Annotated in this window: 28 protein-coding genes; 22 read left to right on the top strand and 6 right to left on the bottom strand. The window is 67.2% G+C overall.

Annotated elements, in window-relative coordinates; genetic code table 11:
• The first annotated feature begins 61 nt into the window (after positions 1–61).
• The 6 genes from WG898_RS05025 to WG898_RS05000 all read left to right on the top strand — a co-directional run bounded on the left by WG898_RS05025 (position 62) and on the right by WG898_RS05000 (position 4,677).
• On the top strand, positions 62–931 hold the full coding sequence (locus tag WG898_RS05025; RefSeq protein WP_339601670.1) for a flagellin N-terminal helical domain-containing protein: 870 nt from the start codon (positions 62–64) through the stop codon (positions 929–931).
• A 121-nt stretch (positions 932–1,052) separates the two neighbouring features.
• Positions 1,053–2,462 (top strand): flagellar filament capping protein FliD, encoded by a 1,410-nt coding sequence (gene fliD / locus WG898_RS05020; RefSeq protein WP_339601669.1) that lies wholly within the window; start codon positions 1,053–1,055, stop codon positions 2,460–2,462.
• A 149-nt stretch (positions 2,463–2,611) separates the two neighbouring features.
• Positions 2,612–3,031, top strand: a complete 420-nt coding sequence (gene fliS, locus WG898_RS05015; RefSeq protein ID WP_339601668.1) for a flagellar export chaperone FliS — start codon at positions 2,612–2,614, stop codon at positions 3,029–3,031.
• 56 nt (positions 3,032–3,087) lie between these two features.
• Positions 3,088–3,387 carry a flagellar protein FliT gene (locus WG898_RS05010; protein WP_285231370.1) on the top strand — a complete coding sequence of 100 codons (300 nt, stop codon included), beginning with the start codon at positions 3,088–3,090 and terminating at the stop codon, positions 3,385–3,387.
• 92 nt (positions 3,388–3,479) lie between these two features.
• Complete coding sequence (locus tag WG898_RS05005) at positions 3,480–4,166, top strand: flagellar brake protein (protein WP_339601667.1); 687 nt, start codon at positions 3,480–3,482, stop codon at positions 4,164–4,166.
• A 13-nt stretch (positions 4,167–4,179) separates the two neighbouring features.
• On the top strand, positions 4,180–4,677 hold the full coding sequence (locus WG898_RS05000) for a GspH/FimT family pseudopilin (RefSeq protein WP_339601666.1): 498 nt from the start codon (positions 4,180–4,182) through the stop codon (positions 4,675–4,677).
• A gap of 3 nt (positions 4,678–4,680) precedes the next feature.
• On the opposite strand, the gene fliE is transcribed toward WG898_RS05000, so the two are convergent.
• Positions 4,681–5,004, bottom strand: a complete 324-nt coding sequence (gene fliE, locus WG898_RS04995) for a flagellar hook-basal body complex protein FliE (protein ID WP_339601665.1) — start codon at positions 5,002–5,004, stop codon at positions 4,681–4,683.
• A gap of 195 nt (positions 5,005–5,199) precedes the next feature.
• On the opposite strand from fliE, the gene fliF reads away from it, so the two are divergent.
• The 13 genes from fliF to fliR all read left to right on the top strand — a co-directional run bounded on the left by fliF (position 5,200) and on the right by fliR (position 16,780).
• Positions 5,200–6,888, top strand: a complete 1,689-nt coding sequence (gene fliF, locus WG898_RS04990; RefSeq protein ID WP_339601664.1) for a flagellar basal-body MS-ring/collar protein FliF — start codon at positions 5,200–5,202, stop codon at positions 6,886–6,888.
• Positions 6,889–6,917: 29 nt separating this feature from the next.
• Positions 6,918–7,913, top strand: a complete 996-nt coding sequence (fliG, locus tag WG898_RS04985) for a flagellar motor switch protein FliG (protein WP_339601663.1) — start codon at positions 6,918–6,920, stop codon at positions 7,911–7,913.
• A gap of 12 nt (positions 7,914–7,925) precedes the next feature.
• Positions 7,926–8,720: a FliH/SctL family protein gene (locus WG898_RS04980; RefSeq protein WP_339601662.1), complete on the top strand. Its 795-nt coding sequence runs from the start codon at positions 7,926–7,928 to the stop codon at positions 8,718–8,720.
• Positions 8,720–10,147, top strand: a complete 1,428-nt coding sequence (gene fliI / locus WG898_RS04975; protein WP_339601661.1) for a flagellar protein export ATPase FliI — start codon at positions 8,720–8,722, stop codon at positions 10,145–10,147. The genes WG898_RS04980 and fliI overlap by 1 nt, the downstream gene beginning before the upstream one ends.
• Positions 10,148–10,215: 68 nt before the next feature.
• The gene (gene fliJ / locus WG898_RS04970; protein WP_339601660.1) at positions 10,216–10,686 is read left to right on the top strand and encodes a flagellar export protein FliJ; all 471 of its coding nucleotides are present in this window, start codon (positions 10,216–10,218) and stop codon (positions 10,684–10,686) included.
• 29 nt (positions 10,687–10,715) lie between these two features.
• Complete coding sequence (locus tag WG898_RS04965) at positions 10,716–12,374, top strand: flagellar hook-length control protein FliK (RefSeq protein WP_339601659.1); 1,659 nt, start codon at positions 10,716–10,718, stop codon at positions 12,372–12,374.
• Positions 12,375–12,491: 117 nt separating this feature from the next.
• Positions 12,492–13,088, top strand: a complete 597-nt coding sequence (locus tag WG898_RS04960; RefSeq protein ID WP_339601658.1) for a flagellar basal body-associated FliL family protein — start codon at positions 12,492–12,494, stop codon at positions 13,086–13,088.
• Between the two features lie 25 nt (positions 13,089–13,113).
• On the top strand, positions 13,114–14,118 hold the full coding sequence (gene fliM, locus WG898_RS04955) for a flagellar motor switch protein FliM (protein WP_285231359.1): 1,005 nt from the start codon (positions 13,114–13,116) through the stop codon (positions 14,116–14,118).
• The gene (fliN, locus tag WG898_RS04950) at positions 14,108–14,545 is read left to right on the top strand and encodes a flagellar motor switch protein FliN (RefSeq protein ID WP_339601657.1); all 438 of its coding nucleotides are present in this window, start codon (positions 14,108–14,110) and stop codon (positions 14,543–14,545) included. The genes fliM and fliN overlap by 11 nt, the downstream gene beginning before the upstream one ends.
• Positions 14,546–14,622: 77 nt before the next feature.
• Complete coding sequence (locus tag WG898_RS04945) at positions 14,623–14,958, top strand: FliO/MopB family protein (RefSeq protein ID WP_339601656.1); 336 nt, start codon at positions 14,623–14,625, stop codon at positions 14,956–14,958.
• Positions 14,948–15,727 (top strand): flagellar type III secretion system pore protein FliP, encoded by a 780-nt coding sequence (gene fliP / locus WG898_RS04940; RefSeq protein ID WP_339601655.1) that lies wholly within the window; start codon positions 14,948–14,950, stop codon positions 15,725–15,727. Before WG898_RS04945 ends, fliP begins: the two co-directional genes overlap by 11 nt.
• A gap of 7 nt (positions 15,728–15,734) precedes the next feature.
• Positions 15,735–16,004 carry a flagellar biosynthesis protein FliQ gene (fliQ, locus tag WG898_RS04935; protein WP_285231355.1) on the top strand — a complete coding sequence of 90 codons (270 nt, stop codon included), beginning with the start codon at positions 15,735–15,737 and terminating at the stop codon, positions 16,002–16,004.
• An 11-nt stretch (positions 16,005–16,015) separates the two neighbouring features.
• On the top strand, positions 16,016–16,780 hold the full coding sequence (gene fliR / locus WG898_RS04930; RefSeq protein WP_339601654.1) for a flagellar biosynthetic protein FliR: 765 nt from the start codon (positions 16,016–16,018) through the stop codon (positions 16,778–16,780).
• Between the two features lie 9 nt (positions 16,781–16,789).
• On the opposite strand, the gene WG898_RS04925 is transcribed toward fliR, so the two are convergent.
• The 5 genes from WG898_RS04925 to WG898_RS04905 form a co-directional block, all read right to left on the bottom strand.
• Positions 16,790–17,299 carry a YfiR family protein gene (locus WG898_RS04925; RefSeq protein ID WP_339601653.1) on the bottom strand — a complete coding sequence of 170 codons (510 nt, stop codon included), beginning with the start codon at positions 17,297–17,299 and terminating at the stop codon, positions 16,790–16,792.
• Positions 17,296–19,284 carry a TonB-dependent receptor plug domain-containing protein gene (locus tag WG898_RS04920; protein WP_339601652.1) on the bottom strand — a complete coding sequence of 663 codons (1,989 nt, stop codon included), beginning with the start codon at positions 19,282–19,284 and terminating at the stop codon, positions 17,296–17,298. Before WG898_RS04920 ends, WG898_RS04925 begins: the two co-directional genes overlap by 4 nt.
• Complete coding sequence (locus tag WG898_RS04915; protein WP_339601651.1) at positions 19,277–20,566, bottom strand: diguanylate cyclase domain-containing protein; 1,290 nt, start codon at positions 20,564–20,566, stop codon at positions 19,277–19,279. The genes WG898_RS04920 and WG898_RS04915 overlap by 8 nt, the downstream gene beginning before the upstream one ends.
• An 84-nt stretch (positions 20,567–20,650) precedes the next feature.
• Positions 20,651–21,301 (bottom strand): response regulator, encoded by a 651-nt coding sequence (locus WG898_RS04910; protein ID WP_339601650.1) that lies wholly within the window; start codon positions 21,299–21,301, stop codon positions 20,651–20,653.
• Positions 21,298–22,443 (bottom strand): hybrid sensor histidine kinase/response regulator, encoded by a 1,146-nt coding sequence (locus WG898_RS04905; RefSeq protein ID WP_339601649.1) that lies wholly within the window; start codon positions 22,441–22,443, stop codon positions 21,298–21,300. The genes WG898_RS04910 and WG898_RS04905 overlap by 4 nt, the downstream gene beginning before the upstream one ends.
• A gap of 367 nt (positions 22,444–22,810) precedes the next feature.
• Between WG898_RS04905 and WG898_RS04900 the strand changes: the two genes are divergently transcribed.
• The 3 genes from WG898_RS04900 to WG898_RS04890 are packed head-to-tail and all read left to right on the top strand — an operon-like array spanning position 22,811 to position 25,761.
• Positions 22,811–23,191 (top strand): hypothetical protein, encoded by a 381-nt coding sequence (locus WG898_RS04900; RefSeq protein ID WP_339601648.1) that lies wholly within the window; start codon positions 22,811–22,813, stop codon positions 23,189–23,191.
• A 49-nt stretch (positions 23,192–23,240) separates the two neighbouring features.
• Positions 23,241–23,603: a response regulator gene (locus WG898_RS04895; RefSeq protein WP_285231347.1), complete on the top strand. Its 363-nt coding sequence runs from the start codon at positions 23,241–23,243 to the stop codon at positions 23,601–23,603.
• Between the two features lie 25 nt (positions 23,604–23,628).
• Positions 23,629–25,761: a chemotaxis protein CheA gene (locus tag WG898_RS04890; RefSeq protein ID WP_339601647.1), complete on the top strand. Its 2,133-nt coding sequence runs from the start codon at positions 23,629–23,631 to the stop codon at positions 25,759–25,761.
• The last annotated feature ends 10 nt before the right edge of the window (positions 25,762–25,771 follow it).

Here is a 25,771-nt window from a genome sequence, read left to right as displayed (position 1 = left end):
AACCACCGGAGACCTTTCGGAAGGCGACTTCCGGGCGCCGGATATCTGTAGGAGTGCTCAAATGCCCCAGACCATCAATACCAATATTGCATCGCTGAACGCGCAGCGCAATCTGAACATGTCTCAGTCTGCGCTGGGCACGTCGATGCAAAGACTGTCGTCGGGTTTGCGCGTCAATTCGGCCAAGGACGATGCCGCCGGCCTGGCGATCGCCGAACGCATGAATTCGCAGGCTCGCGGCATGACGGTGGCGATACGCAACGCCAACGACGGCATCTCGCTGGCGCAGACCTCGGAAGGTGCGCTCGGCAAGGTGACCGACGCGCTGCAGCGCATGCGCGAGCTGGCGATCCAGGCCCGCAATGCCACCAACTCGAACGGCGACAAGGATTCCCTGGACAAGGAATTCGGCGAGCTGGCCAAGGAAATCCAGCGCGTGCTGGGCGGCACCAGCTTCAACGGCAAGTTCGTGCTCGGCTCGGGCGCCGGTGCGCAGACCTTCCAGGTCGGCGCCAACACCACGGCCAACGACGAAATCGTCGTCACCACACCCGATCTGACCCAGGAAGTGCTCGTGACGACCGTCGCCGGCACGGACATCAGCGGTACCGGCCGAGCCCTGATCAACAACACCGCCGACGCCGCCGCCATCGCCACCGTGGTGTCGAACATCGATGCGGCGCTCAACAAGATCAATGAGGAGCGCGCCACGCTGGGCGCCTCGCAGAATCGCTTCGACGCCGTGATCGCCAATCTGCAGGTGGCGCACGAAAACCAGATGGCCGCGCGCAGCCGCATCATGGATGCCGACTTCGCGCAGGAAACCTCCAATATGAGCCGCTCGCAGATCCTGCAGCAGGCCGGCAATGCCATGGTGGCCCAGGCCAACCAGCTGCCGCAGCAGGTTCTGCAGCTGCTGCGCGGCGGTTGACGCGGCCAGCGGCAAGGCCGGACACAGCAGGCGACCCGGGTATGTTTGCCTTGGTCGCCTTCAGTTTTTGCTGAAGCTGCCGAAGAGCACCTGATAGACCCTCTCGGACGAGGAGCCCGACATGACTGCCATCACCTCAGCCGGCATCGGCAGCGGCCTCGATGTTGAATCGCTCATCACCAAGCTGGTCGCCAACGAACGCACGCCCATCACCCAGTTGCAGAAGTCGGCGGACGGGCTGAAGACCCAGCTCTCCGCCTACGGCAAGCTGCAAAGCAATATGGCCACCTTGCGTGACGCGGCCTCCAAGCTCAACAACGTCGATACCTGGGCGGCCAACCTGACCAGCTCCAGCGATGCGGCCTCGGTCACCGCCAGCGCCGGCAGCGGCACCCAGCCCGGCAGCTTTGCGGTGGCGGTGTCACAGCTGGCCAGCTCGCAGACCCTGGTCAGCAGCACCGCCTATGCCTCGGGCACTACCTCGGTGGGCACCGGCACCATCACGATTGAGCTGGGCAGCTGGAACGCCGACGAGACCGCCTTCACCGCCAAGCCCGACAAGACCGCCATCGACATCCCGATCGGCGCGGGCGAGGACCAGCTCAACCAGATCCGCGACAAGATCAACGCCGCCAAGGCCGGCGTGGTGGCCTCGGTGGTGAGCGACACGAATGGCTCGCGCCTGGTGATGCGCGCCGCCGACAGCGGCGCCGAGAAAGCCTTCCGCGTCAGCGTCAACGGCGACGCCGGCCTGGCCGCCCTCGCCTACGACCCCTCGGCGGGCATCAGCTCGATGACCGAGAAGCTGAAGGCGCAGAACGCCAAGGCCACGCTCAACGGCATCGAGGTCGAGTCGCAGAGCAACACGCTCAAGGAAGCCATCGACGGCATCAACATCACGCTGCTGAAGACCACCAGCGCCGACGTCAACGTCACCGTCACGCAGGACAAGGACAGCGTCAAGAAGGTCATCAACGACTTCGTTAGCGCCTACAACGGCGTGGCCCAGTACATCCGCGAGCAGACCAAGTACGACGCCACCAACAAGACCGCCGGCACCCTGCAGGGCGACAACACCCTGCTGGGTCTGCAGTCGCAGCTGCGCGGCATCATCTCGGGCTCGACCACCCTGGGCGGCAGCCTCACGCGCCTCACCGACATCGGCGTAACCCTGAGCACGGACGGCAGCCTCAAGGTGGACGGCAGCAAGCTCGACAAGGCCGCCAACAACCTCGACGGCCTGAAGCAGCTGTTCAAGGGGCTCGACGCCGGCGACCCGAGCAACGACGGCCTGTCGCAGCGGCTGCGGCGCTTTGCCGACGATGTGCTGGGGGTGGACGGCCGCATCACCGCCCGCCAGGCCGGCATCCAGGCCAGCATCAACGACAACAGCAAGCGCCAGAGCGCGCTGGAAGACCGCGTCAGCCTGACCGAAAAGCGCCTGCGCGCCCAGTACACGGCGCTGGACCAGAGCATGAGCAAGCTCAACAGCCTGGGCAACTACGTCACCCAGCAGCTCGCCAGGCTCTGAGTGCCGCGACGCCCCGCCGCCAAACCGCCCCTTGGGGCGGTTTTGTTTTTGTGCCGCCCAAGCTGCGTTCCTCCCCCGCAAGGGTGGCTCAAGTTCCTGCGTCGGGCGCCGAAAACTGATTCAACACGGCCCACCTGGATGTCTGAATCATGTACGCAAACGCATCTCCCTTCGCATCGCGCACGCAACGGGCCAGCACGATGTACAGCCGGGTAGGCGTGGAGACCGATGTCTTCAGCGCCAGCCCGCACCGCCTCGTCAGCATGCTGTTCGACGGCGCCTTCGACGCCATGGCCCAGGCCCGCGGCGCGATCCAAACCGGCAATACCGAATTGAAGAACCGTTCGCTGAGCCGCGCGGTGCGCATCCTTGACGAAGGCCTGAAGGCGGCGCTCAACCTCGATGCCGGCAACCTGGCCATCGACCTGCGCGATCTCTACGCCTATATCTGCATGCGCCTCACCCATGCCAATCTGCATGGCGACATGGCCGCGATCGAAGAAGCGCAGAAGCTGCTGCAACCGGTGCGCGAAGCCTGGAACGCGATCGGCGACAAGGCCGGCGCCTGAAGCGCAGCACAGTCAAACAGCACCCCATGAACCCACGCATAGAAGCGGATGTCGCGATGAATACCCAACTTCTCAGCTACTACGAAGCCATCGAGCAAGCCAGTGCGGACATGCTCTCGGCCGCCCGCACCGGCAACTGGGATGAAGTCGTCAAGCTCGAAGGCGCTTGCGTGCTGCTGATCTCCCAGCTCAAGCATGCCGCCTCGCACAGCGCCCTGCAGCCCGAGGAGGCCAAGCTCAAGACCCGCATCATGCAGCGCATCCTGCTCAACGATGCGGAGATCCGCCACCTGGCCGAACCCTGGCTGGACGACCTCGACCATGTGCTGAAGGGTCAGTCCAAGACCGTACACTGAAACATCCAGGGTCCACCAGGCACTGCAACTTGTCCGAGCCACGCCCACCGAGAACGCTGAGGTCGCGCGCCGTCAACGCGGGTGAATTCCGCGTGGACAGCCCTCCCGAGATCCACGCCTTGCTGGAGGAGCTGCTGCGCAACAACGCACGCCTGCAGCTCAGCACCCCCGAGGGGGCGGGGCTGCAGACCAGGCTCTGGAGTGTGGACATCGAGGGCAGCATGCTCAGCCTGGATGCTGGCATGGATCGCAACGCGCTGGCGCCGCTGCTGGCCAGCGCCGAACTCACCGCGCTGGCCTATCTCGACAACATCCGCCTGCAGTTCGACCTCGACGGCCTGGTGCTAGTGAGCGACGAACACGGCGCCTGCCTGCGCGCCGAGTTGCCGGGCGTGATCTACCGTTTCCAGCGCCGCCAGGCCTACCGGGTGCAACCGACCACCAGCCTGTATCCGGTGGTCAGCCTGCGCCACCCGGCGATTGCCGACATGCAGCTGCGCCTGCGTGTGCTCGACGTTAGCGCCGGTGGGCTGGCACTGCTGCTGCCGCGCGATGTGCCGCCGATCGAGGCTGGCCTGGTGCTGGCCGGCGTGGTGGTGGAGCTGGATCGCGACACCCGCTTCGAGGTGCAGCTGCGCCTGCAGCACATCGGTGCGCCCGGCACGCAAGGCAGCCAGATCGGTTGCCAGTTCGTCGAGCTCAGTCCGATGGCCGCGCGCGCCCTGCATGTCTATATCGACCAGACCCAGAAGCGCCGTCGGCTGCTGGCCAAGCGCTGAGCGCCCCATCCCCATGCCGCGCTGCCCGCCCTTGCCCCCGCGCGGCTTCACGCTGGTCGAAATGGCCGTGGTGATGGCTGTGCTGGCAATCCTGCTGGCCGCCGCCGTGCCCAGCTACAGCCGTTTCCTGGTGCGCAAGCAAATGGAGCTGGCGGGCGAAAGCCTGGTGCTGGACCTGCGCATGGCGCGCGAGGAGAGCGTGCGGCATGGCCAGAACACCTTCGTCAGCTACCGCAGCGGCGAGCATTGGTGCTGGGGCATCAGCCGCGGCCAGCCTTGCGACTGCGCGTTTGCCAGCAGCGCCGGGCAGCGCTGCAATGTGGCGCGCGCCGACAGCGCCGAGTTCCCGCGCGTGCGCATGGAGCGCGCCGATGGCGTCGAGTTCGAGCACACCATGGGCCGCGCGCTGGCGCCCGGCCTGGTGTTGTTCAGCGGTGGTTCGGACCAGAAGCTGCGTGTCGAGGTCAACAGCCTGGGGCGCGCCAGCATGTGTCGCGGCGACGCTTGTTGAACACTACACCTGCATGTTCATGATCTCGGAATAGGCCGAGACCAGGCGGTTGCGCACCGCCAGCGTGGCCTGGAAACCGATCTGGGCCTTCTGCATCGCAACCATGGTCTCTTCAAGGCTGACGCTGGGGTTGTCCAGCTGCACCTCGCGCTGCAGGCGCACGGCCTCGTTCTGCTGCTGGCTCACGCCCTTCATGGCCTGGGCCATGGCGTCGCCGAAGCTCGCGCCGCCGGCGGCTTTCGCCTTGGCCAGCGGCTGCCCATTGGTCGACAGGCCGGCGCGCGCGACGGCCTGCGAGAAATCAAAAGGCATCAGCTTCATATCCATCGCTTACTCCTGAGGCTCCAGCGGCCGAACCGGCAGGGACAGGCTGAATGCTACGCACAGGGCGCGCCCACGATGGGAGGAACTGCGCTCGGTAAGTCGGCCTGTTCGCGCCTTTCTTAAGGGTGGGTTTCCGAATAATTCGACGCATCGGTTGGCATTCCGGCCTGCCCGCGAATTTCTGCACATCGGCGACCCATGGACAACGCAATCAGCACCCCCCTGACCCCGCTGACGGACGCGAACAGCGCTGCCGCTGGGCTGGGCAGCAGGCTGGCCGCCCTGCCCACGCGCAGCAAGCTGGGCCTGGGCCTGGGCATGGCAGCGCTGGCCGGCGTGGTGCTGGCAATGAGTATGTGGGGCTCGCAGGGCGACTTCCGCCCGGTCTTCACTGGCCTTTCCGACAAGGATGGCGGCGCCGTGATCGCGCAGCTCGCCACCATGAACGTGCCCTACCGCAACGAGCCCGGCGGCATCATCCTGGTGCCGGCGGGCCAGGTCTACGACGTCCGCATGAAGCTGGCATCGGCCGGCCTGCCCAAGGGCAGCACGGTGGGCTTCGAGCTGATGGACAAGCAGTCGATCGGCCAGACCCAGTTCAACGAACGCCTGAACTTCCAGCGTGCGCTGGAGGGCGAGCTGACCCGCACCATCACCGCGCTGGCCGACGTGGCCGATGCGCGCGTGCACCTGGCGATGCCGCAGCAAAACGGCTTCTTCCGCGAGCAGCAAAAGCCCAGCGCCTCGGTGATGCTGACGCTGCGCGGCGGCCGCAGCCTGGACCGCGCCCAAGTGGCCGGCATCGTGCACCTGGTGTCGGCCTCGGTGCCCGAGCTCAATCCCAAGGCGGTGAGCGTGCTGGACCACAGCGGCGCGCTGATCTCCAACCCGGGCGAGAGCGCCGGCGGCCTGGACAGCCAGCAGCTGCAGTACAAGCAGCAGATCGAGGCCAACCTCAACAAGCGCATCTACGAGCTGCTGGAGCCGGTGCTGGGTCGCGACAACCTGCGCGCCACCGTCACCGCCGACGTGGACTTCGCGCAGGTCGAGTCGACCTCCGAGGAGTTCAAGCCCAACCAGGGTGCCAACGCCAGCGCCTCGGTGCGCAGCCTGCAGACCAACGAGGCCATCAACAGCACCCCGCCCGCCGCCACCGGCGTGCCGGGCGCGGCCACCAACCAGCCGCCGGTGCCCGCCACCGCGCCGGTGAATGGCCAGGCCGCGCCGCTGCAGACCGCCCAGGGCGGCGGCGGCAGCAATCAGAGTTCGCGCCGCGAGGCCGTCACCAACTACGAGCTCGACAAGACGGTGCGCGTGACGCGCAACGCCACCGGCACGGTGCGGCGCCTGAATGCCGCCGTGGTGGTGAACCACCGCAGCACGACTGACCCCAAGGGCAAGGTCACGACCGTGCCCGTCTCGCAGGAAGAACTCGACAAGCTCACCGCCCTGGTGAAGGAAACCATGGGTTTCAACCAGGAGCGCGGCGACTCGCTCAAGCTCATCAGCGCACCCTTCATGCTCGACAAGCATGAGGTCGCCGACGTGCCGGTGTGGAAGCAGCCCTGGCTGCTGGACCTGCTGCGCAGCGCCCTGGTACCGACAGCCCTGGTGGCGGTGGCGCTGATCGCCGTGTTCGGCATGGTGCGCCCGGCCCTGCGCGCCGCCTACCCGCCGCCGCCCGCCCCCGAGGCCGAGAAGGCCGAGGCCGGCGGCCAGCTCAGCGAGGTGTCCGACGACCAGTTGCTGCTGGGCCCCGGCGGCCTGCCGGCCCTGGAGGCCCCGCTGTCAAACGAAAAGCTGGAGCGCGCCCGCCTGCTGGCACGCGAGAACCCCACCGCGGTGGCCAGCATCGTGCGCAACTGGGTCAACGGCGAAACCTCCTGAGCCTCAACAACTGCCGCTAGAGAACCATCATGGACGACAAAGGTGTAGAAGACGCGGCGATTCTGCTGATGTCGCTCGGCGAGGAAGAGGCCTCCGAGGTTTTCAAGCAGCTCGCCCCCAAGGAAGTGCAGAAGCTCGGCGAGACCATCGCCAAGCTCAAGGTGATTCCGCGCAGCCGGGTCGAGGAGGTGCTGACCAAGTTCGACGCCGTGGCCGAGACCCAGAGCATGCTGGTGCAGGACACCGACGAATACGTGCGCACCGTGCTGCGCAAGGCTCTGGGCGAGGACAAGGCCAACCTGCTGCTGGACCGCATCCTGCAGGGCAGCGATGTCTCCAGCATCGAGAGCCTGAAGTGGATGGACGCCGGCTCGGTGGCCGAGTTGCTGCGCAACGAACACCCGCAAATCGTCGCCGCGATCCTGGCGCACCTGGATCATGACCAGACCAGCAGCGTGCTCAAGACCTTCACCGAACGCCAGCGCAACGAGGTGCTGATCCGCATCGCCACGCTGGACGGCATCCAGCCGATGGCGCTGAAGGACCTCAACGAGGTGATGAGCCAGTTGCTGGCCGGCGGCGAGCGCATGCGCAAGTCCAGCCTGGGCGGCGTGAAGACCGCGGCCGAGATCATCAATCTGATGGGCTCCAGCGTCGAGGCCTCGGCGCTGGACTACATCCGCGAGGCCGACTCCGACCTGGCGCAGAAGATCATGGACAACATGTTCACCTTCGACGACGTGGACAAGATCGACGACAAGGGCATTCAGGCCATCCTCAAGGAAGTGCAGTCGGAATCGCTGGTGGTGGCGCTCAAGGGCGCCTCGCCGGAGCTGCGCGAGAAGATCTTCCGCAATATGTCCACGCGCGCGGCCGAAACCCTGCGCGAGGATCTCGAGTCGCGCGGCCCGGTGCGCCTGTCCGAGGTGGAAGGCGAGCAGAAGGAAATCCTCAAGATCGTGCGGCGCCTGGTGGACGAGGGTCAGATCGTGCTGGCCGGTGGCGGCGACGACCAGTTCCTTTGATCCACCATCATCATGGTCACCAAACCACCAAGGCAGGTCCCCCCTCCGACGCGCCCCGACGGCACGGCAGTGCCGCGCACCAGCGCCTACGCGCGCTTCATCCCGCGCGAGGAGCTGCAGGACTTCGCGGCCTGGAAGCCGGGGCAGTTCGAGGGCGTGGATCGCCGCGCCACGCCGCGCCCCAGCGCCGCCGCCGCGCCGGCCGCTGCGGCCGAGCCGCCGCCCCCGCCACCGCCGCCCGAGCCCAGCACCGACGAGTTGGTGCATGCGGCGCGCCAGTCCGGCTACCAGGACGGCTACCGCGACGGCATGGCCGCCCTGGACGCCTTCAAGCACAGCTTCGCGCAACAGATGAGCGCCCAGATCGGCGCCCTGGTGAGGAGCTTTGACGAGGACTTCCGGGCCCTCGAGGACGAGATGGCCCAGGCCATGACGCGCTGCGCGATGGAGCTGGCGCGCCAGGTGGTGCGCAGCGAGATCGCGCAGCGCCCCGAACACATTGCCAAGGTCGCGCACGACGCGGTGGAGGCCTTGCTGGTCTCGGCCCGCCATGTGCGCGTGCGCGTCAACCCGGCCGACCTGTCCCTGGTGCTAGAGGGCGCTGGCGAAGAGTTGCGCGCCCGCGAGGCGCAGCTGCTGCCCGACCCCAGCCTGCCGCGCGGCGGCGTGAAGGTGGACTCCGACATCAGCAGCGTCGACGCCACGCTGGCGCTGCGCTGGCAGCAGGTGATGGCCGCGCTGGGCCAGGCCTCGCTGTGGGAAGACCGCCGCGGTGCCGATGACGCGCAAGACGCGGGTGACGCGTGATGAACGCCGAACGCGGCCAGCGCTGGGGCCAGTACCTGGAAGACCTGCAGGCCTTTGCTGCCACCCCGGTGCCGCTGGAATCACAGGGCAAGCTGGTGCGAGTGGCCGGCCTGGTGCTGGAGGCCACCGGCGTGAAGGTGCCGGTGGGATCGGTGTGCCAGATCCACATGCCCAGCTCGAGCAGCAGTCCGCGCCGCGGCGAGCGCCCGGTGAATGCCGAGGTGGTGGGCTTCTCGGGCGACCGCGCCTATCTGATGCCCACCGACGAGGTGCAGGGCCTCTCCAGCGGCGCCATGGTGGTGCCGCGCCCCGCCGCCCTGCACGGGCCGGCGCTGGGCGAGGAGCGCCACCCCTGGCGGCGCGACGAGGACCGCGGTCTGCACCTGCCCATGGGCGATGGCCTGCTGGGCCGGGTGGTCGACTCGCATGGCCATCCGCTCGATCGGCGCGGGCCGCTGGAGAACGTGCGCCCCGAACCGATGGTGCGACGCCCCATCAACGCAATGGACCGCGACCCGGTGCGCACCCCGCTGGACACCGGCGTGCGCTCGATCAACGCCATGCTCACGGTGGGCCGCGGCCAGCGCCTGGGCCTGTTCGCCGGCACCGGCGTGGGCAAGTCGGTGCTGCTGGGCATGATGGCGCGCTACACCCAGGCCGACGTGATCGTGGTGGGCCTGATCGGCGAGCGCGGCCGAGAGGTCAAGGAATTCATCGAGGACATCATCGGCGAGGACGGCCTGGCCCGCTCGGTGGTGGTGGCCGCGCCCGCCGATGCGCCGCCGCTGGTGCGCATGCAGGGCGCCACCTACGCCACCGCGATCGCCGAGCATTTCCGCGATCAGGGTCTGCATGTGCTCTTGCTGATGGACTCGCTGACGCGCTACGCGATGGCACAGCGCGAGATCGCGCTGGCGATCGGCGAGCCGCCCGCCACCAAGGGCTATCCGCCCTCCTGTTTCGCCAAGCTGCCGCAGCTGGTGGAGCGCAGCGGCAACGGCCTGCATGGCGAGGGTTCGATCACCGCCTTCTACACCGTGCTGTCGGAGGGCGACGACCAGCAGGACCCGATCGCCGACGCGGCGCGCGGCATCCTGGATGGCCACATCGTGCTCTCGCGCGAGCTCGCCGAGGCCGGCCATTACCCCGCCATCGACATCGAGCGCTCGATCTCGCGTGTGATGACCAATGTGGCCGAGAAGTCCCATGTTGAGGCAGCGCGGCGCTTCCGCCAGTTGCTCGCCAAATACAACAAGGCGCGCGATCTGATCCAGCTGGGTGCCTATGTGCCCGGCCACGACCATGAGCTGGACCTGGCGGTGCGCCTGCACCCCGAGATGCTGCAGCTGCTGCAGCAGGACATGCACAGCCCGGCCGCGCTGAACCAAAGCATCACGCAGCTGCGTGCGGTGGTGAACGAAGCGTAAACAGGGCCAGAAACGGCCCTTATCTCAAGACCCCCGCCGGCCGATAAACCAGAAACTGGGGGAACCTTATGAGCACGAGCAATCTTCAAGCCCTGACCCTGCTGCTGGACCGCGCCGTATCCGAGCGCGATGAGGCGCTGCGCCTGCTGCGCGACGCCCAGAACCAGGCCGAGCAGGCGCGCAACCAGCATGGCCAGCTGGCGCAATACCGCAACGACTACCAGCAGCGCTGGACCCAGACCTTTGCCCAGCGCACCACCGTCGACATCCTGGGCTGCTACCAGACCTTTGGCCTGCGCCTGGACCAGGCGATCAACCAGCAGGACCAGGTCAGCAGCTACGCCGAACAGCGCCAGGAACTGGCGCGCAAGCGCCTGGCCGATTGCGAGCTGCGCGTCGCCTCGATCCGCAAGCTGATCGAACGCCGGCGCCAGGAAGGCCTGCGCGTCGCGCTGCGCCAGGAACAGAAAGCCACCGACGAACAGGCGGCACGCGCCGCCCTGGCCGGCTTTGGCGCGTTCGCACGCGTGAGCGCCTAAGCCGGCCGCCACCAGCAAGCGAGCAGTCCATGCACACCAACAAATCCACCGCGCTGAGCCAGCCGCTCGGCCCGCTGATGCCGAACGCCAATGCGGCCAAGCAGCGCAACGCGGGCATGGAACCGGCGGCCAGCTTTGCCTCGCTGTACAAGAGCAGCCGCGAGCCCCTATCCGCAACAGTACCCGCCAAAGCCCCTGCCACAGCGCCCACTACGGCGCCCGCGGCCACCCCAGCGCCAACCCCAACATCCGCGCCCACAGCGGCAGCGGCAGCGGCCAGCGTCGGCGCGCCCAAACCAACGGTCCCCAAGCCTGGCAGCACGCCGCAGCAGGCATCGGCGGATGGCGCAGCGGCGAATCGCGGCGCCTCCGATGCGCCGGAGGCGGCCGACGGCAAGAGCCAGTCCGTGGCCAGGTCCACGGCCGGCAGGCAGGCGTGTGCGGCGGCCAAGGCGGCCGAGGCGGACCAGCGCGACGCGTCGAACGCCGGCCCTGACATGCAGCTGCTGCAGCTTCCCGCCGGCGCTCGGAGCACCGACGACAGCGATGACGGCGCCGACGACGCGCTCGAGGCCGCGGGCGATGAAGACAAGCACGATGCGTGCGTCGTCACCGCAAGCCCAGACATGCAAAGCAGCACCGCGCCTATGCCGCCAGTTGCACGGCTGGACGCGCTAACACGCTACGCCGAACCCGGCCAAGCCCAGGAAGCCGGCGTATCCACCGCGGACGATCGCATGGCTGCAGGCGACGAGCGGCGCATCCAACGGCCGCCGACGCTGACACGCCATGCCGAACCCGGCCAAGCCCAGGAAGCCGGCCTATCCACCGCGGACGATCGCATGGCTGCAGGCGACGAGCGGCGCATCCAACGGCCGCCGACGCTGACACGCCACGCCGAACCCGGCCAAGCCGCTCAGGCCGACGTGCGCAGCGTCGACGATCGCGTCGCGGCAGGCGACGCGCGGCGCGTCGAACGCGGCCACGCCCGCTACACCGAACCGCCTCAGTCCGCTGCCAACATGGACGCCGACGCCGGGTCAGCGGAGCGAAGCTCAGCCTCGGCGGCCAGCGTCGGCAGTAGCCCGCCACCGCGCACCGAACTCGATGCCGCGCCATCCGCCCGTAGCCGGCAGGCAGGCCCCGAGGGCGGTCCGCCCACAGCCGGCTTCCAGCAGGCCATGAACCAGGCCCTTTCCCAGATCCACGGCAGCACTGTGGCCGACCCGGGCGGCGCGGTCGCCGACACCCGCATGCTGCCGATCCGGCACGAACTGCATGGCCCCGGCTTCGCACCCGAGATGGGGGCACAGCTGAGCCTGCTCGCCCGCGAGGGCGTACAGAGCGCCCAGCTGCTGCTGAACCCGGCCGAGATGGGGCCGGTGGCGGTGCAGATCGTGCTGGATGGCCAGCAGGCCCAGATCTCCTTCCACAGTGACCTGGCCGAAACGCGCGCCGTGCTGGAGCGCAGCCTGCCCGATCTGGCGGCGGCGCTGCGCGAGAACGGCCTCACGCTCAGCGGTGGTGGCGTGTTCCAGCAGGACGCCGGCACGCGCCAGCAACAGCAGGCCGATGGGGCCAGGCAGGCGCGCGGCACGCTGCACGGCGGCGCGGGCGACCACGCGCCCATACCCGCCGCACCGCGCCGCGCTGGCGCAGCGCGCGGCGTGCTCGATACCTACGCCTGAGCGCACCATGCGCAGCGGGCCGAATGTCCCAGCGCTTTGCCTGCCTTATCGCAGCATGCCTGGGATGGTCTTTTTTGATAATGGGACGGACCGGATCCGTCCGTCTTAGGAGTCCTCATGGCCACAGCGCCCGCCGCAGCCGATGCCGCCCCCGCGGGTGGCGGCAAGAAAAAGCTCGTCATCATCATCGCCGCCGCCGTGCTGGTGCTGGTGCTGGGCGGGGGCGCTGCCTTGTTGCTGATGAAGAAGAAGCAGCACGCCAGCGACGAGGAAGGCGCCGACGCCGAACCCGCGGCCGAGACCAGCAGCCATGCCAAGCCCAAGCCCGGCACGCCACCCACCTATGTCCCGCTGGACCCCTTCACGGTGAACCTGGCCGACAAGGACGTGGACCGCTTCGCCCAGATCGGCATCAGCCTGGAAGTGCCCGATCCGCATACCGCCGACACCATCAAGGCCTATCTGCCCGCCATCCGCAGCAACATCCTGATGGTGCTGGCGCACAAGACCTCGGCCGAGCTGCTCACGCGCGAAGGCAAGGAGCAACTGGCCAAGGACATCATGCGCGAATCGGTGCGCCCGATGGGTATTGAGCTGGACCCGGACGATGAGGAAGAGGCGCCCGACGTCAAGAAGAAACCCAAGAAAAAGAAGAAGGCCAAGGTCGAAAGCCCGGTGAGCCAGGTCCTGTTTTCGACCTTCATCGTTCAATGAGGCGGCACCCACCTGCTGACGCACCATGAACCAGCAAATCCTCTCGCAAGACGAAGTTGATGCACTGCTGCAGGGCATCACCGGTGAGAGCCAGAAGCTCGAAGCCGAGGAAGTCCAGCAAGGCGGCATACGCGACTACAACCTGGCCAGCCAGGAACGCATCGTGCGTGGGCGCATGCCCACGATGGAGATCATCAACGAGCGTTTTGCCCGCAACATCCGCATCGGCCTGTTCAACTTCATCCGCAAGAGCCCGGAAGTCGCGATCGGCGGCATCAAGGTGCAGAAGTACAGCGCCTTCCTGCGCGAGATCGTGGTGCCCACCAACTTCAACATCGTCTCGGTCAAGCCGCTGCGCGGCTCGGGGCTGATCGTCTGCGATCCCACCCTGGTGTTCGCGGTGATCGATTCGCTGTTCGGCGGCATCGGCAAGTTCCACGCGCGCATCGAAGGCCGCGACTTCTCCCCCACCGAGCAGCGCGTCATCACGCGGCTGGTGGAGGTGATCACCACCGAGTACCAGAAGGCCTGGAAGGGCATCTACCCGCTGGAGCTGGAATACCAGCGCTCGGAGATGCAGCCGCAGTTCGCCAACATCGCCACGCCCAGCGAGATCGTGGTCTCGACCTCCTTCACGCTGGAGATCGGCGAGACCAGCGGCACGGTGTACTTCTGCATCCCCTACTCCACGCTGGAGCCGATCCGCGACGTGCTGTACTCGACCACGCAGGGCGACTCCACCGAGCCGGACCGCCGCTGGGTGAACCTGCTCAAGCACCAGATCCAGTCGGCCGAGGTCGAACTGGTGGCCGAGCTCGGCACCGCCCCGGCCACGGTGGAGCAGCTGCTGTCCTTCAAGCCGGGCGACTTCATCGAGCTGGACCTGGAGCAGATGATCAAGGCCAAGGTCGACGGGGTACCGGTGTTCGACTGCCACTACGGCACCTCCAACAACAAGTACGCCATCAAGATTGAACAAATGCTGACCGGTCCGGAGACCGGTTGGCTGGGAGCGCGCAATGCCACCTGATAGCCCGAGCCAAGACGAACAAGACGCGATGGCGGCCGAATGGGCTGCCGCGCTTGCCGAGGCCAAGCAGCCCGAGGTTGCCGACGAGGTGCAGGCTGCGCCCGAGCAGGTGGCGCCCGCCAGCTTCACCAATTTCTCGCCCACGCCGGGCAATATGCCGGGCAGCGACATCAACATGATCCTGGACATCCCGGTCCAGCTGACGGTGGAACTGGGGCGCACGCGCATCCCGATCAAGAACATCCTGCAACTCGCCCAGGGCTCGGTGGTGGAGCTCGACGCATTGGCCGGCGAGCCCATGGACGTGCTGGTGAATGGTTATCTGATCGCCCAGGGCGAGGTGGTGGTGGTGAACGACAAATTCGGTATCCGCCTGACCGACATCGTCACCCCCTCGGAACGCATGAGACGCCTTTCCAAGGCTTGAGCGCCTGCAAGAAGAGGCCCGCAGGGCCTCTTTTCATTTGACCCAGCGCGCCGCTGCACTCGCAGAATCGGGGGGCCATGAACAACAACCAATTCCTGCCCTTCCTCTGGTTTCTGGCCATCCTGGCCATGATTCCGGTGGCGCTCTGGCTGCTCAAGCGCACGCCGATGGGCGCAGGCTTGAGCCAAGGCCAGCTGCGCACCGTCGCGGTGCTGCCGCTGGCGCCGAACCAGCGAATCGTCACCGTCGAAGTCGGTCAGGGCGAGGACAAGCGCTGGCTGGTGCTGGGTGTGAGCGGGCAGTCCATCAACACCCTGCATGTGATGCCCCCGCAGCCCGAGACGGCCGCGCCCACCGGCACTTCGTTCGCCGAGCAGCTGCGCCGTCGCATGGGAGCCGGCGATGCGCGCTGATGCTTTTGCGCGCCCATCGCGCTGGCTCAGGCAAGGCCTGACCCTGTCGGTCTTATCGGCGCTGACTGGAGCGGCTTTAGCGCAGCAATCCGCGGCACCCGCCAGCCTGCCGCTGCTGGTCGGTCAGGGCGCGGGTGGCAGCTATTCGGTGCCGATCCAGACCCTCTTGTTCTTCACCGCCCTGGGCTTTCTGCCGGCGGTGCTCCTGATGATGACGGGCTTTACCCGCATCGTCATCGTGCTGTCGCTCTTGCGCCAGGCCCTGGGCACGCAGGCCGCGCCGCCCAACCAGGTGATCGTGGGGCTGTCGCTGTTCCTCACCTTCTTCGTGATGAGCCCGACCCTGGACAAGGTCTATGCCGAGGCCTGGCAGCCCTACTCGGTGGGCAGCATCGCCTTCGACGAGGCGCTCAAGCGCGCCGAGCTGCCGATGCGCGGCTTCATGCTCAAGCAGACGCGCCAGGCCGATATGGCGCTGTTCAGCCGCCTGGCCAAGTTGGACGCCGGCATGAAGGCCGAAGCGGTGCCCTTCAAGGTGCTGGTGCCGGCCTTCGTCACCAGCGAGCTCAAGAGCGCCTTCCAGATCGCCTTCCTGATCTTCATCCCCTTTCTCGTCATCGACATGATCGTCAGCAGCGTGCTGATGAGCCTGGGCATGATGATGCTGTCACCGGTGCTGGTGGCCCTGCCCTTCAAGCTGATGCTGTTCGTGCTCGCGGACGGCTGGAATCTGCTGCTGGGCTCGCTCGCCGCCTCCTTCGTCACATGAGCTAGATATGGACGCACAACAGGTATTCACGTTTGGCCAACAAGGCCTCTACATGCTGATGCTGGTGGCCGCACCGGTGCTGCTGACCGTGCTGGCGGTGGGCGTGGTGGTGAGCATCTTCCAGGCCGCCACCCAGATCAATGAGGCCACCCTGTCCTTCGTGCCCAAGGTGCTCGCGGCGGTGCTGGTGCTGGCCATCACCGGGCCCTGGATGGTGACCACCCTGGTCGAGTACATCCAGCGCACGCTGCAGACCATCCCGCAAGTCGTGGGCTGAGGAAGTCCCACATGTTCAGCCTCACCGAGGCCCAGCTACTGGCCTGGCTGAATCCGCTGCTGTGGCCCTTTGTGCGCACGCTGGCGCTATTCGCCGGCCTGCCGGTGTTCAGCCAGCGCAATATGCCCATGCGGGTGCGCGTCGGGCTGGCGATCTTCGTGGCGATGGCGGCCCAGCCCTCGCTGCCGCCGATGCCGCTGGCGCCGCTGGATTCGCTGCCCATGCTGCTCCTGCTGGTGGCGCAGCAGCTGCTGATCGGACTTTCCATGGGCTTTGCGGTGCGCCTGGTGTTCGCCGCGCTGGAGTTTGCGGGCGAGCTGATCGGTTTGCAGATGGGGCTGAATTTCGCCGGCTTCTTCGACCCCGCCACCGGCAGCCAGGGCACCGCCAGCGCGCGCTTCTTCGGCAGCATGGTGGCCTTTCTCTTCATCGCCATCAACGGCCACCTGCTGCTCATCAATGCGCTGGTGCAGAGCTTCCAGGCCTTTCCGGTGGGCGACGAGCCCTTTCACTTCCTGCGCGTGGCCCAGCCCCAGATCTGGGGCGCCGAGATCTTCCGCATCGGCCTGTGGATCGCCCTGCCCCTGATCACCATGCTGATGTTCGTGAACCTGGTGCTGGGCGTGATCGCGCGCGTGGCGCCGCAGATCAGCGTCTTTTCGGTGGGTTTTCCGCTCACCGTGAGCATAGGCCTGATCGGCATGGTGGCCACCCTGCCGCTGATGCAGACGCCCTTCATGGTGGCGATGGAGCGGCTGCTCGCCGCCTTTACCTGAGGGCCCTGATCAGCGCACCTCGCGCGCCAGCTTCAGCATCTGCGAGCTCAGCACCAGGCCGCGCCGCCTGGCCTCGGTGTTGTTGATGCGAAAGGCCAGGCCCTGCGGCTCCAGCATCAGCACGATGCTGGCGCCGGCGCGATAGGCCTCGGGCGAGGCGCCCACCACCAGCACCGGCAAGTCGCCGATGGCATGCATCCAGCGCCGCAGCTCGGCGCGATCGCTGTGCCCCAACACCAGCAGCTGGCATTGGGCGACCTGCTGTGGCGAGTCCAGGTTGACGAGTTGGATCGGCAACCCGCCCATGGGCCGGCTGGGCAGCTGGCGCCAGGCCTCGCCGTCCCCCTCGATGCCGGCCGTGCAATAGGTGAACTCGCGCAGCGGCGGCGGCGGCCATTGCGTGTACTGGGCAAAGCGGTGCACGAAGGCGGCGCGCATCTGCGCCTCGTCCAGGCCGCCCGCCGCATGCGCCGCGGCTTGGCACAGAACCAGGCACAGCAACAGGAGCAGGCGCATCATGATCCGAAGCGCCGCGTCAGGCTCAGCTGCAGCATGCGCCCTTCCTGTTTTTCGCCAGGGCCGCTGCCTGGATCCGCGCGCTCGATCACCCGCTTGTTGGCCAGGTTGTAAAGGCCCAGCGCAACGTCGGTGGCGCGATCCGGCTGCCACAGCAGGTTGGCGTGCAGCAGGGCATAGCCGGGCTGCGGCAGCGCCGGCGTGTCGTGCCGGCTCAGGGCCAGGGCCTGCAGGCCCAGGCGCAGATCCTGACGCAGCAGCGGTATGCTCCAGCGCGCCTTCAGCAACTGGCGCGGCGAATTGCTCAGGCGCTGGCCCTCGGCATCGCGCGACTGCTGCAGGCTCCAGCTCAGCTCGCCGCGCTGCCCGCCGGCCCATTGCCCCTGCAGGGCCAGGTCCAGCCCGCGGCTGCGCACCGCCGCGGCGTTCTCGAAGATGCCTTGCGCGCCGCTGGCGGTGATGAGGTCGTGCAGGCGCGACTGGTAGACCGAGGCCTGGTAGCGCCACTGGCGCGTCAGCGCATGGTCCAGCGACAGCTCCAGGGTTCGGACGCGCTCGCGCCGCGGCTGCTCGCGCTCGTACACCGCATTGACCTGGAACTCGTACAGATTGGCACCGCGAAAGGCGCTGCCGTAGGCAAGTCGCAGCGTGGCGTCCTCGCGCAGTGCCCAGATCCAGGCCGCGCGCGGGTTGAGGCTGCGCCCGGCCTCCACCGCATCGTCGCGCCGCAGGCCCAGCACCAGGGTGTGCTGGCTGGCGACGCGCCATTCGTCCTGGATGAACAGGCCCCAGCGCCGGTCGTTGCCCCAGAAGGAGCCCCATTCGGGTTCGCCGACATTGCCGTAGCTGATGCGCTGCTGTGCGTCATGCTGGTACTCGACACCCAGGCTGAGGTAATGCCCCGCCCAGCGTTGCGTGCCCAGGCGCGCCTCGGCGATGCTCCAGCGCCCCAGATTGTCGCTGCGGAACTGCTGGCGCAGACCCTGCTCGTCGCGGTAGGGGTCGTCGTCGCGGTACAGGAAGCGCTGGGTCGACAGACTCAGCCACAGGTCCCAGTCCTCGCCCAAGCTGCGCTCCAGCGCCATCGAGGCAAAACTGTCGCGCAGCGCGGCGCGGCGCTGGTCCAGCTGCAGCTGCGGCAGGCGGTCCAGCACGGTGGGTGTGCCGCGCACGCGCTCCACATGTCCGAACCTGAGGGTCAGGCCTTGCCAGCTGAGATAGGCGCCGAACTTGCCGCCGCGATCCCAGTCCCTGGGCCGGAATTGCGGGGCCGTGCGCGGACCCACATAGGGCGGCAGTTCCAGCTCGGGGCGCTCGTAGCCGCTCAGCCAGGCACCCCACTCCAGACCAGCCTCGTGCAGGCGCCCGCCGGCACTGGCGCGCAGCTCGCCGTAACGACGCGAGGCGGCGCTGGCGCGCAGCTCCAGGCCGGAGAGCTTGTCGGCGCGCTTGGTGACGATGTTGATGACGCCGAAGAAGGCGTTGTTGCCGTACAGCGCCGAACCCGGCCCGGGCGTGAACTCGACCCGCTCGATCTGGTCGGCCTCGACCGGGAATTCTCCCCCGACAAAACCGGCATCGTGCACGTTCTCGTTGATGCGGCGACCGTCCAGCAGGAACAGCAAGCGGGTGTTGAAGTCGCCCGGCCGGCTCAAGCCGCGTGCGCCCACGTAGGTGAAGACGGTGTTGCTGCTGACCTGCAGGCCGGGCAGCAGGCGCAGGATGTCGGCCATATGGCGCAGGCCATAGCTCTGGATGTCGGCCGCCGTCAGCACATGGGTGAGCGCCGGCGCGCGCGTTGCGCCCTGGGCAAAGCGCGTCGCGGTCGACACCTCGATGTCGCGCGGCACTTCGGAGAGGCCCTGGCGCAGCAGCTCCTCGAGGCTGGGCGGCTCCTCGGTCGCGGCGTTCTGGCCCCAGGCCGCTGCGCCGCTGAGGCCCAGCGCCAGGCTTAGCGCCAATCCCGACCATGTCAGGCGATCATTCATCCACATTTCCTGCTCTGCGATAGGTGTTCTTGCCGGCGCGCTTGGCCTCGTACATGGCCTGGTCGGCGAGTTTGAGCAGCTCGGCCGGGTCGCTGCTGTCCTGGGGGCAGAAGGCCAGCCCCACGGTCGCGCCCACCGGCATCAGCTGCTGCCGCACATGCAGCGGCGCGCGCACCGCGGCGATCAGGCGTTCGGCCAGATGCTCGGCAGCGGCAGCATCGGCCAGCCCCGGCAGCAGCAGCGCGAATTCGTCGCCGCCCAAGCGGCACAGCAGATCGGTGCTGCGCAGCACCGAGGCCATGCGTTGGGCCATCTCGCGCAGCACCGCATCGCCCGCCTCGTGCCCATGGCTGTCGTTGACGGTCTTGAAATTGTCGAGATCGATGAACATCAACGCCATCAATTCGCCAGCCTGCACCGCATGGCCGACCTGGCGCTGCAGCTCGGACTGGAAGAACAGCCGATTCGGCAGCTGGGTCAGGGTGTCGCGGTGCGCCAGCTGCTGCAGCTGCTGGCCCGCCACCTGCTCCTGGTGCAGCTGTTCGTTCAGCTCGCCCTGCCAGACCTCGATGCGCTTGAGCATGGCATTGAAGCGCTCGGCCAGCCGGCCGACCTCGTCGGGTCGGCGCACCGTGGCGCGCAGCCCATAGTCGCGCTGCCGGGCCACGCGGTCGGCCAGCCGCGAGAGCTCGACGATGGGCGCCAGCGCGCGGCGCTGCACCCGCCCCAGTACCCAGGCCGCCACCAGGATGGCCAGCAGGATCAGCACCAGACCCATCAGGCTCATCTGCCAAGCGAATTGGCGCAGCTGCTGCAGGCTTTCGCGCAGGCGGATCGAGCCGATGTTCTCGCCCTTGAGCTGCACCGCGGCCCAGACCTCCAGCTCATGCTCGCCCAGCGCGCCCGGCGCGGCCGCTGGCGCCGGACCCGGCGCCCAGGACGCGAAGCTGCTGCCATCCGTGCGCAGCACCTGCACCAGCCGCAGGTCGCCGCGCCTGGCAAAGGCCTGCAACTCGACCTGCGCCGCCGCGCCATCCTCGAAGGCCAGCATGGGTGCCAGGTTGCTCGCCAGCAGCATCGCGCTGAGTTCGGCCGCGCGCTGCTGACGCTCGCGCGCGGCCAGCCAGAAGGCCTCGGCAATGAAGGCAAAGGTCAGCAACATGGTGAGGCTCAGCACCAGCAGGTTCAGCAGCGTAAGCCGCCGCACCAGCGAACTCGGCCCGGCCGCGCGCGACGCGGCAGGGCTGGGCTCGCTCAGCTTGTGAGGCGCGGAAAGAGGCATGGGCCGCAAGAGCCTGTGGAGAGGGTAAGCGCTATATCGGCGCCTGGGCGCCGGACTTGAGCCAGGCCGCGGTGAGCGGCCGACTCAGCTCTGTACCAGGCCGTTGCGGATCGCATAGACGGTGAGTTCGGAATTGTTCGCCAACCCCAGCTTCTCCAGCACGCGGGCGCGGTAGACGCTCACCGTCTTGGGGCTCAGCATCAGCTCTTCGGCAATGTCCGACAGGCGCTTGCCTGAGGCGATCATCACCAGGGTCTGCAGCTCACGGTCGGAGAGCTTCTGGTGCGCCTGCTCGGTCACAGGCGCGGTGAGGCTTTCCACCAGCATCTGGGCAATCTCGGGCGTCACGTACTTGCGACCCTGGGCCACCGTGCGCACCGCCTGCACCAGCAGCTGCGGATCGCCGCCCTTGTTGACATAGCCAAAGGCACCCGCGCGCAGCGCGCGGATCGCGTACTGGTCTTCCGGGTACATCGAGACGATCAGCACGCGCAGCGGACTGCCCTCGTCCTTCAGCACATGCAGCACGTCGAGGCCGCTGCGGCCCGGCATATTGATGTCCAGCACCAGCACGTCACAGGGCTGTTCGGGGCCGAGATCGCGCAGCAGGCTGCGCAGCTCGCCGTAGTCGCCGGCCTCGCCAACGACCTCGATATCGGCCACGTCCGAGAGCGTGTCGCGGATGCCGCGCCGTATCAGCGCATGGTCATCACAGAGAATTACCTTGATGCTCATGTTCCGCCCCAAGCAGATGGGTCATGCTCCGCTTCGGAGTTTGCTGCGTCGTCCAGCTCCTGGGCGCGCGGCGCTTCCAGCGGCACCGACAGGATCAGGCTAGTGCCGCGCGCGCTGCTGCTCAGGTCCACCCAACCGCCCACGGTGGCGGCACGCTCGTGCAGGCCGCGAATGCCGAAGCTGCGCGCCTTGGCGAGGTCGCCGGGCGCGATGCCGCTGCCGTTGTCGCTGATTTCCAGGGTCAGCACGCCGGAGTCCATGCTCAGCTCGATGCTGACCTTGCTGGCATTGGCATGCTTGGAGACGTTGGTGAGCGCCTCCTGCGCGGTGCGGTAGGCCACCAGGGGCACGCCGGCGGGCAGCTGGATCTGCTCCTGGCTGGTGCGCACCGAGGTGAGGATGCCGGTGCGGCGTTCGAAGCGCCCCGCCATCCACTGCACCGCCGCCACCAGCCCCTGCTCCAGGATGGCCGGGCGCAGGTTGTGCATGATGCGCTGGCTCGCCTCGATGGCATTGCTGACCGTTTCCAGCGCCGCCTGCACGCGCTGGCGCACGCCCTCGTCCTGGGCATGGCGGGCGATCCAGGCAAGGTCGAACTTGAGTGCGGTGAGCGAGCCGCCCACGTCGTCGTGGATCTCGCGCGCGATCGCGGCGCGCTCCATTTCCACGCTGGTCTGCAGATGGCCGGCCAGCTCGTGCAGGCGCTGCTTGGATTTGCGCAGCTCGCGGTCGGCCTCGACGCGCGCCAGCTGCGCCTCGTTGGCCTCGATCGCATGCAGCAGCGCAGGCGCCAGCCGCGCCAGATTGTTCTTCAGCAGGTAGTCGGAGGCACCGGTGCGCATGGCGGCCACCGCGGTGTCCTCGCCGATCTCGCCCGACACCAGGATGAACGGGATCAGCTTGCGGCTTTCCTTCAACAGGTCCAGCACCACCAGGCCCGAGAAACCCGGCAGGTTGTAGTCGGACACGATGGCATCCCAAGGCTGCTGCAGCGCTTGGGCAACTTCGGCCAGCGAATCGACACGTTCAACGTCAAGCTCCAGCCCGGCCCGTCGCAACTGGGCCAATATCAGCTGGTGGTCCAGCTCTGAATCTTCTACATGCAAAACGCGCAATCGGCGATCGGCGGTGGGGATCGTCATGGCCGCGAGTATGCCAAGTTTGCGGCACGCCCCAGCCCGGACATTCCCAGGAAAAGTCCAAGCAATTGCACGGAAAGACACCACACCAAGGGTTTACCCTTATTCGGTCTGCAACAAAATAGCCGATTCCCAGAAATAGCCCGGCTTTGACTTCATTGTCCTGTCGACACGAGAACAAGAAATGCCGAAGATTCCAGCCATGTAAGCAGTTGCTGCGGCGGCCCTGGCCGCATGCAAATGTGCGCTCTCACGGGCTTGCAACTGGATGATCAACCGCGGAGCCAAGATGCAGATGAACGAATCGCCAGTCCCACCAGAATCAGGGCTCATTCCCCTGCTGGCCGCGGCTGAGCTGCAGGATCACCTGATGACGGTGACCCATGATCTGGAGCGCCTGCAGCGCCTCTTGGACGATGCTGGAGAGTCGCTCTCCGCCCATTTCTACAGTGCTTCCACCCATGTGAACGAGCTGCTGCGCCTGGCGGCCGAACGCCCCGACGCGAGCAACAGCGGACTGCACAAGGTGATGGAAGACATTGCCGGCGCCATTACCGCGCTGCAGTTCCAGGACATGGCCACGCAACTGATCGCCCATACCAGCCAGCGACTGCGCAACTGCGCCGACCAGTTGGCGCGCGATACTTTTGGCGACGACGAGGACGGCGAGGCGGTGGTGGAAATAGCGCCACTGCGACCCAACCCCGTCACGCAGGACGAGATGGACGCGGGTTCCATCGAATTGTTCTAAAGAATTTTCAAGCACAACCGAAAACAGCCTGTTATCCGGAGAGAAAGCGATGCATTCAATTCTTGCTGTGGACGATTCGGCCTCGATGCGCCAGATGGTCTCCTTCACCCTGAAGAACGCGGGTTTCAACGTGGTCGAAGCGGTGGACGGGCAGGACGCCTGGGAGAAGTCCGGCACGCGCGACTTCGATCTGGTGCTCACCGACCAGAACATGCCGCGCATGGACGGCATCAGCCTCACCAAGAAGCTGCGCGACAACCCCAAGTTCAAGACCACGCCGATCCTGATCCTGACCACCGAGTCGAGCGACCAGATGAAACAGGCCGGCCGAGCGGCAGGCGCGACGGGCTGGCTGGTGAAGCCCTTCGACCCGGCCAAATTGATCGAGGTGATCGGCAAGGTCATTCGCTGAACGGCCCCGCAACCAGGAGCAAGACATGGGCGAAATGACCAATGAAGGCGCCAGCCTGAGTGCCGGCATTGACCTGAGCCAGTTCTATCAGGTCTTCTTCGAGGAAGCGAGCGAGAACCTCGACAACATGGAACAGCTGCTGCTGAACCTGAACATCGAGACCGCCGACGACGAGGAACTGAACGCGATCTTCCGCTGCGCCCACTCCATCAAGGGGGGCGCAGCGACCTTTGGTTTCAGCGATGTGGCCGAGCTGACGCACCAGATGGAGACGCTGCTCGACAAGCTGCGCCGCCACGAGCTGCAACCCAACTCCGAGATGGTGGACGTGCTGCTGCAGTCGGGCGACGCCCTGCGCGCGCAACTGGGCCGCCACCAGGGCTCGGGCGCCGACGCGGTGGACACCAGCGAGCTGCTGGCCCGCATCCGCGCGCATGTGGAAGGCGAAGCAGCCCCGGCGCCCGCGCCCAAGGCGGCCGCCCCTGCTGCCACCGCCCCCGCGCCGGCCAAGCCCGCCCCGGTGCCCAAGGCCACCACCCGCCAGCTTGAGCTGCAGGTGGGTCCGCTGACCGATCTGAGCCTGGCCGACAACCTGGTCGAGCTGTTCAAGGAAATCACCGACCTTGGCACCATCGAGCCGCTCGACGCGGGCGTGGCCGCCGATGGCATCCGCCGCTTCAAGATTCTCACCGGCAGCAGCGACAGCGATCTGCTGGACCTGTTCACCTTCCATGTGGCGCGCGAGCAGGTCAAGCTCATGCCGCTGACGGCGGGCTTCGGATTCCACGAGGGTGCCCCGGGTGCCCCGCCGGCGGAAGCGCCCAAGGCCGAAGACCTGGGCTATGGATTCTTCGACGACGCGCCCGGCCTGCCGGCCGGCACCACCGCCGGCACCGAGGTGCAGGCGGTCGCATCCGCCGAGGCCAAGCCGGCGCCGGTGGCCGTCAAACCCGCGGCGGCAAAAGCCGAGCCGCGCGCCGCGGCCGGCGGCATGGACCAGTCCACCCTGCGCGTCTCGGTCGAGAAGGTCGACCAGCTGATCAATCTGGTCGGCGAACTGGTGATCACCCAGGCCATGCTGGCGCAGAACAGCCGCAATGTGGACCCGGGCCTGTACCAGCAGCTCACCTCGGGCCTGGCCGATCTGGAGCGCAATACCCGGGATCTGCAGGAATCGGTGATGTCGATCCGCATGATCCCGATGTCGGTGGTGTTCAACCGCTTCCCGCGCATGCTGCGCGACCTGGCCGCCAAGCTGGGCAAGAAGGTCGAACTGGTGACGCAGGGCGAGGCCACCGAGCTGGACAAGGGCCTGGTGGAAAAGATCACCGACCCGCTCACCCACCTGGTGCGCAACAGCTGCGACCACGGCATCGAAACCCCGGCCGAACGCGCCGCCAAGGGCAAGCCCGAGCATGGCACCATCACCCTGGTGGCCTCCCACCAGGGCGGCTCCATCGTCATCGAGGTGCGCGACGATGGCCGCGGCCTGAACCGCGAGAAGCTCATCCGCAAGGCACGCGAGAAGGGTATAGACGCCCCCGACTCGATGACCGACGCCGAGGTCTGGGGCCTGATCTTCGCGCCCGGCTTCTCCACCGCCGACCAGGTCACCGATGTCTCGGGACGCGGTGTGGGCATGGACGTGGTCAAGCGCAACATCACCTCGCTGGGCGGCACGGTCGAGATCGATTCGGCCGAAGGCTATGGCATGAAGGTTTCGGTGCGCCTGCCGCTCACCCTGGCCATCATGGACGGCATGAGCGTGGGCGTGGGCGAAGAGGTCTACATCCTGCCGCTGTCCTCGGTGGTCGAGTCCTTCCAGGTGCAGGCCGACACCATCAAGACGGTGGGCGGCTCGGGCCGCGTGGTCGAGGTGCGCGACGAGTTCATGCCGGTGCTTGAGCTGGAGCAGATCTTCAACGTGCCGCGCTTCGACTTCGAGCATGTCAGCTCCATCATGGTGGTGGTGGAGGCCGAGGGTGGTCGCGTCGCCCTGATGGTGGACGAGTTGCTCGGCCAGCAGCAGGTGGTGGTGAAGAACCTGGAGGCCAATTACCGCAAGGTCACCGATGTCTCCGGCGCCACCATCATGGGCGATGGCCGCGTGGCGCTGATTCTGGATGTGGGCAGCCTGATCCGCCGTTCGCGGCACTGAGGCCGCGCCC

Origin of the sequence: Paucibacter soli (assembly GCF_037482845.1) — a bacterium.
In the GTDB taxonomy this organism is placed as follows: Bacteria; Pseudomonadota; Gammaproteobacteria; order Burkholderiales; family Burkholderiaceae_C; genus Paucibacter_B; species Paucibacter_B soli.
The sequence above is the reverse complement of the archived record's forward strand: the minus strand, read 5'-3'. Positions and strand labels throughout refer to the sequence as shown.

Coding starts and splice junctions, on each gene's coding strand:
- fliP (WP_339601655.1), top strand. CDS start 14,948: ATGCGCGCTGATGCTTTTGCGCGCCCATCGCGCTGGCTCAGGCAAGGC.
- WG898_RS04905 (WP_339601649.1), bottom strand. CDS start 22,443: ATGACGATCCCCACCGCCGATCGCCGATTGCGCGTTTTGCATGTAGAA.
- fliE (WP_339601665.1), bottom strand. CDS start 5,004: ATGGATATGAAGCTGATGCCTTTTGATTTCTCGCAGGCCGTCGCGCGC.
- fliJ (WP_339601660.1), top strand. CDS start 10,216: ATGAGCACGAGCAATCTTCAAGCCCTGACCCTGCTGCTGGACCGCGCC.
- WG898_RS05010 (WP_285231370.1), top strand. CDS start 3,088: ATGAATACCCAACTTCTCAGCTACTACGAAGCCATCGAGCAAGCCAGT.
- fliF (WP_339601664.1), top strand. CDS start 5,200: ATGGACAACGCAATCAGCACCCCCCTGACCCCGCTGACGGACGCGAAC.
- fliN (WP_339601657.1), top strand. CDS start 14,108: ATGCCACCTGATAGCCCGAGCCAAGACGAACAAGACGCGATGGCGGCC.
- fliS (WP_339601668.1), top strand. CDS start 2,612: ATGTACGCAAACGCATCTCCCTTCGCATCGCGCACGCAACGGGCCAGC.
- WG898_RS04965 (WP_339601659.1), top strand. CDS start 10,716: ATGCACACCAACAAATCCACCGCGCTGAGCCAGCCGCTCGGCCCGCTG.
- WG898_RS04915 (WP_339601651.1), bottom strand. CDS start 20,566: ATGCCTCTTTCCGCGCCTCACAAGCTGAGCGAGCCCAGCCCTGCCGCG.
- fliM (WP_285231359.1), top strand. CDS start 13,114: ATGAACCAGCAAATCCTCTCGCAAGACGAAGTTGATGCACTGCTGCAG.
- WG898_RS04945 (WP_339601656.1), top strand. CDS start 14,623: ATGAACAACAACCAATTCCTGCCCTTCCTCTGGTTTCTGGCCATCCTG.
- fliQ (WP_285231355.1), top strand. CDS start 15,735: ATGGACGCACAACAGGTATTCACGTTTGGCCAACAAGGCCTCTACATG.
- WG898_RS05025 (WP_339601670.1), top strand. CDS start 62: ATGCCCCAGACCATCAATACCAATATTGCATCGCTGAACGCGCAGCGC.
- WG898_RS05000 (WP_339601666.1), top strand. CDS start 4,180: ATGCCGCGCTGCCCGCCCTTGCCCCCGCGCGGCTTCACGCTGGTCGAA.
- WG898_RS04900 (WP_339601648.1), top strand. CDS start 22,811: ATGACGGTGACCCATGATCTGGAGCGCCTGCAGCGCCTCTTGGACGAT.
- WG898_RS04960 (WP_339601658.1), top strand. CDS start 12,492: ATGGCCACAGCGCCCGCCGCAGCCGATGCCGCCCCCGCGGGTGGCGGC.
- fliR (WP_339601654.1), top strand. CDS start 16,016: ATGTTCAGCCTCACCGAGGCCCAGCTACTGGCCTGGCTGAATCCGCTG.
- fliG (WP_339601663.1), top strand. CDS start 6,918: ATGGACGACAAAGGTGTAGAAGACGCGGCGATTCTGCTGATGTCGCTC.
- WG898_RS04895 (WP_285231347.1), top strand. CDS start 23,241: ATGCATTCAATTCTTGCTGTGGACGATTCGGCCTCGATGCGCCAGATG.
- WG898_RS04920 (WP_339601652.1), bottom strand. CDS start 19,284: ATGAATGATCGCCTGACATGGTCGGGATTGGCGCTAAGCCTGGCGCTG.
- WG898_RS04925 (WP_339601653.1), bottom strand. CDS start 17,299: ATGATGCGCCTGCTCCTGTTGCTGTGCCTGGTTCTGTGCCAAGCCGCG.
- WG898_RS04890 (WP_339601647.1), top strand. CDS start 23,629: ATGGGCGAAATGACCAATGAAGGCGCCAGCCTGAGTGCCGGCATTGAC.
- WG898_RS04980 (WP_339601662.1), top strand. CDS start 7,926: ATGGTCACCAAACCACCAAGGCAGGTCCCCCCTCCGACGCGCCCCGAC.
- WG898_RS04910 (WP_339601650.1), bottom strand. CDS start 21,301: ATGAGCATCAAGGTAATTCTCTGTGATGACCATGCGCTGATACGGCGC.
- fliI (WP_339601661.1), top strand. CDS start 8,720: ATGAACGCCGAACGCGGCCAGCGCTGGGGCCAGTACCTGGAAGACCTG.
- fliD (WP_339601669.1), top strand. CDS start 1,053: ATGACTGCCATCACCTCAGCCGGCATCGGCAGCGGCCTCGATGTTGAA.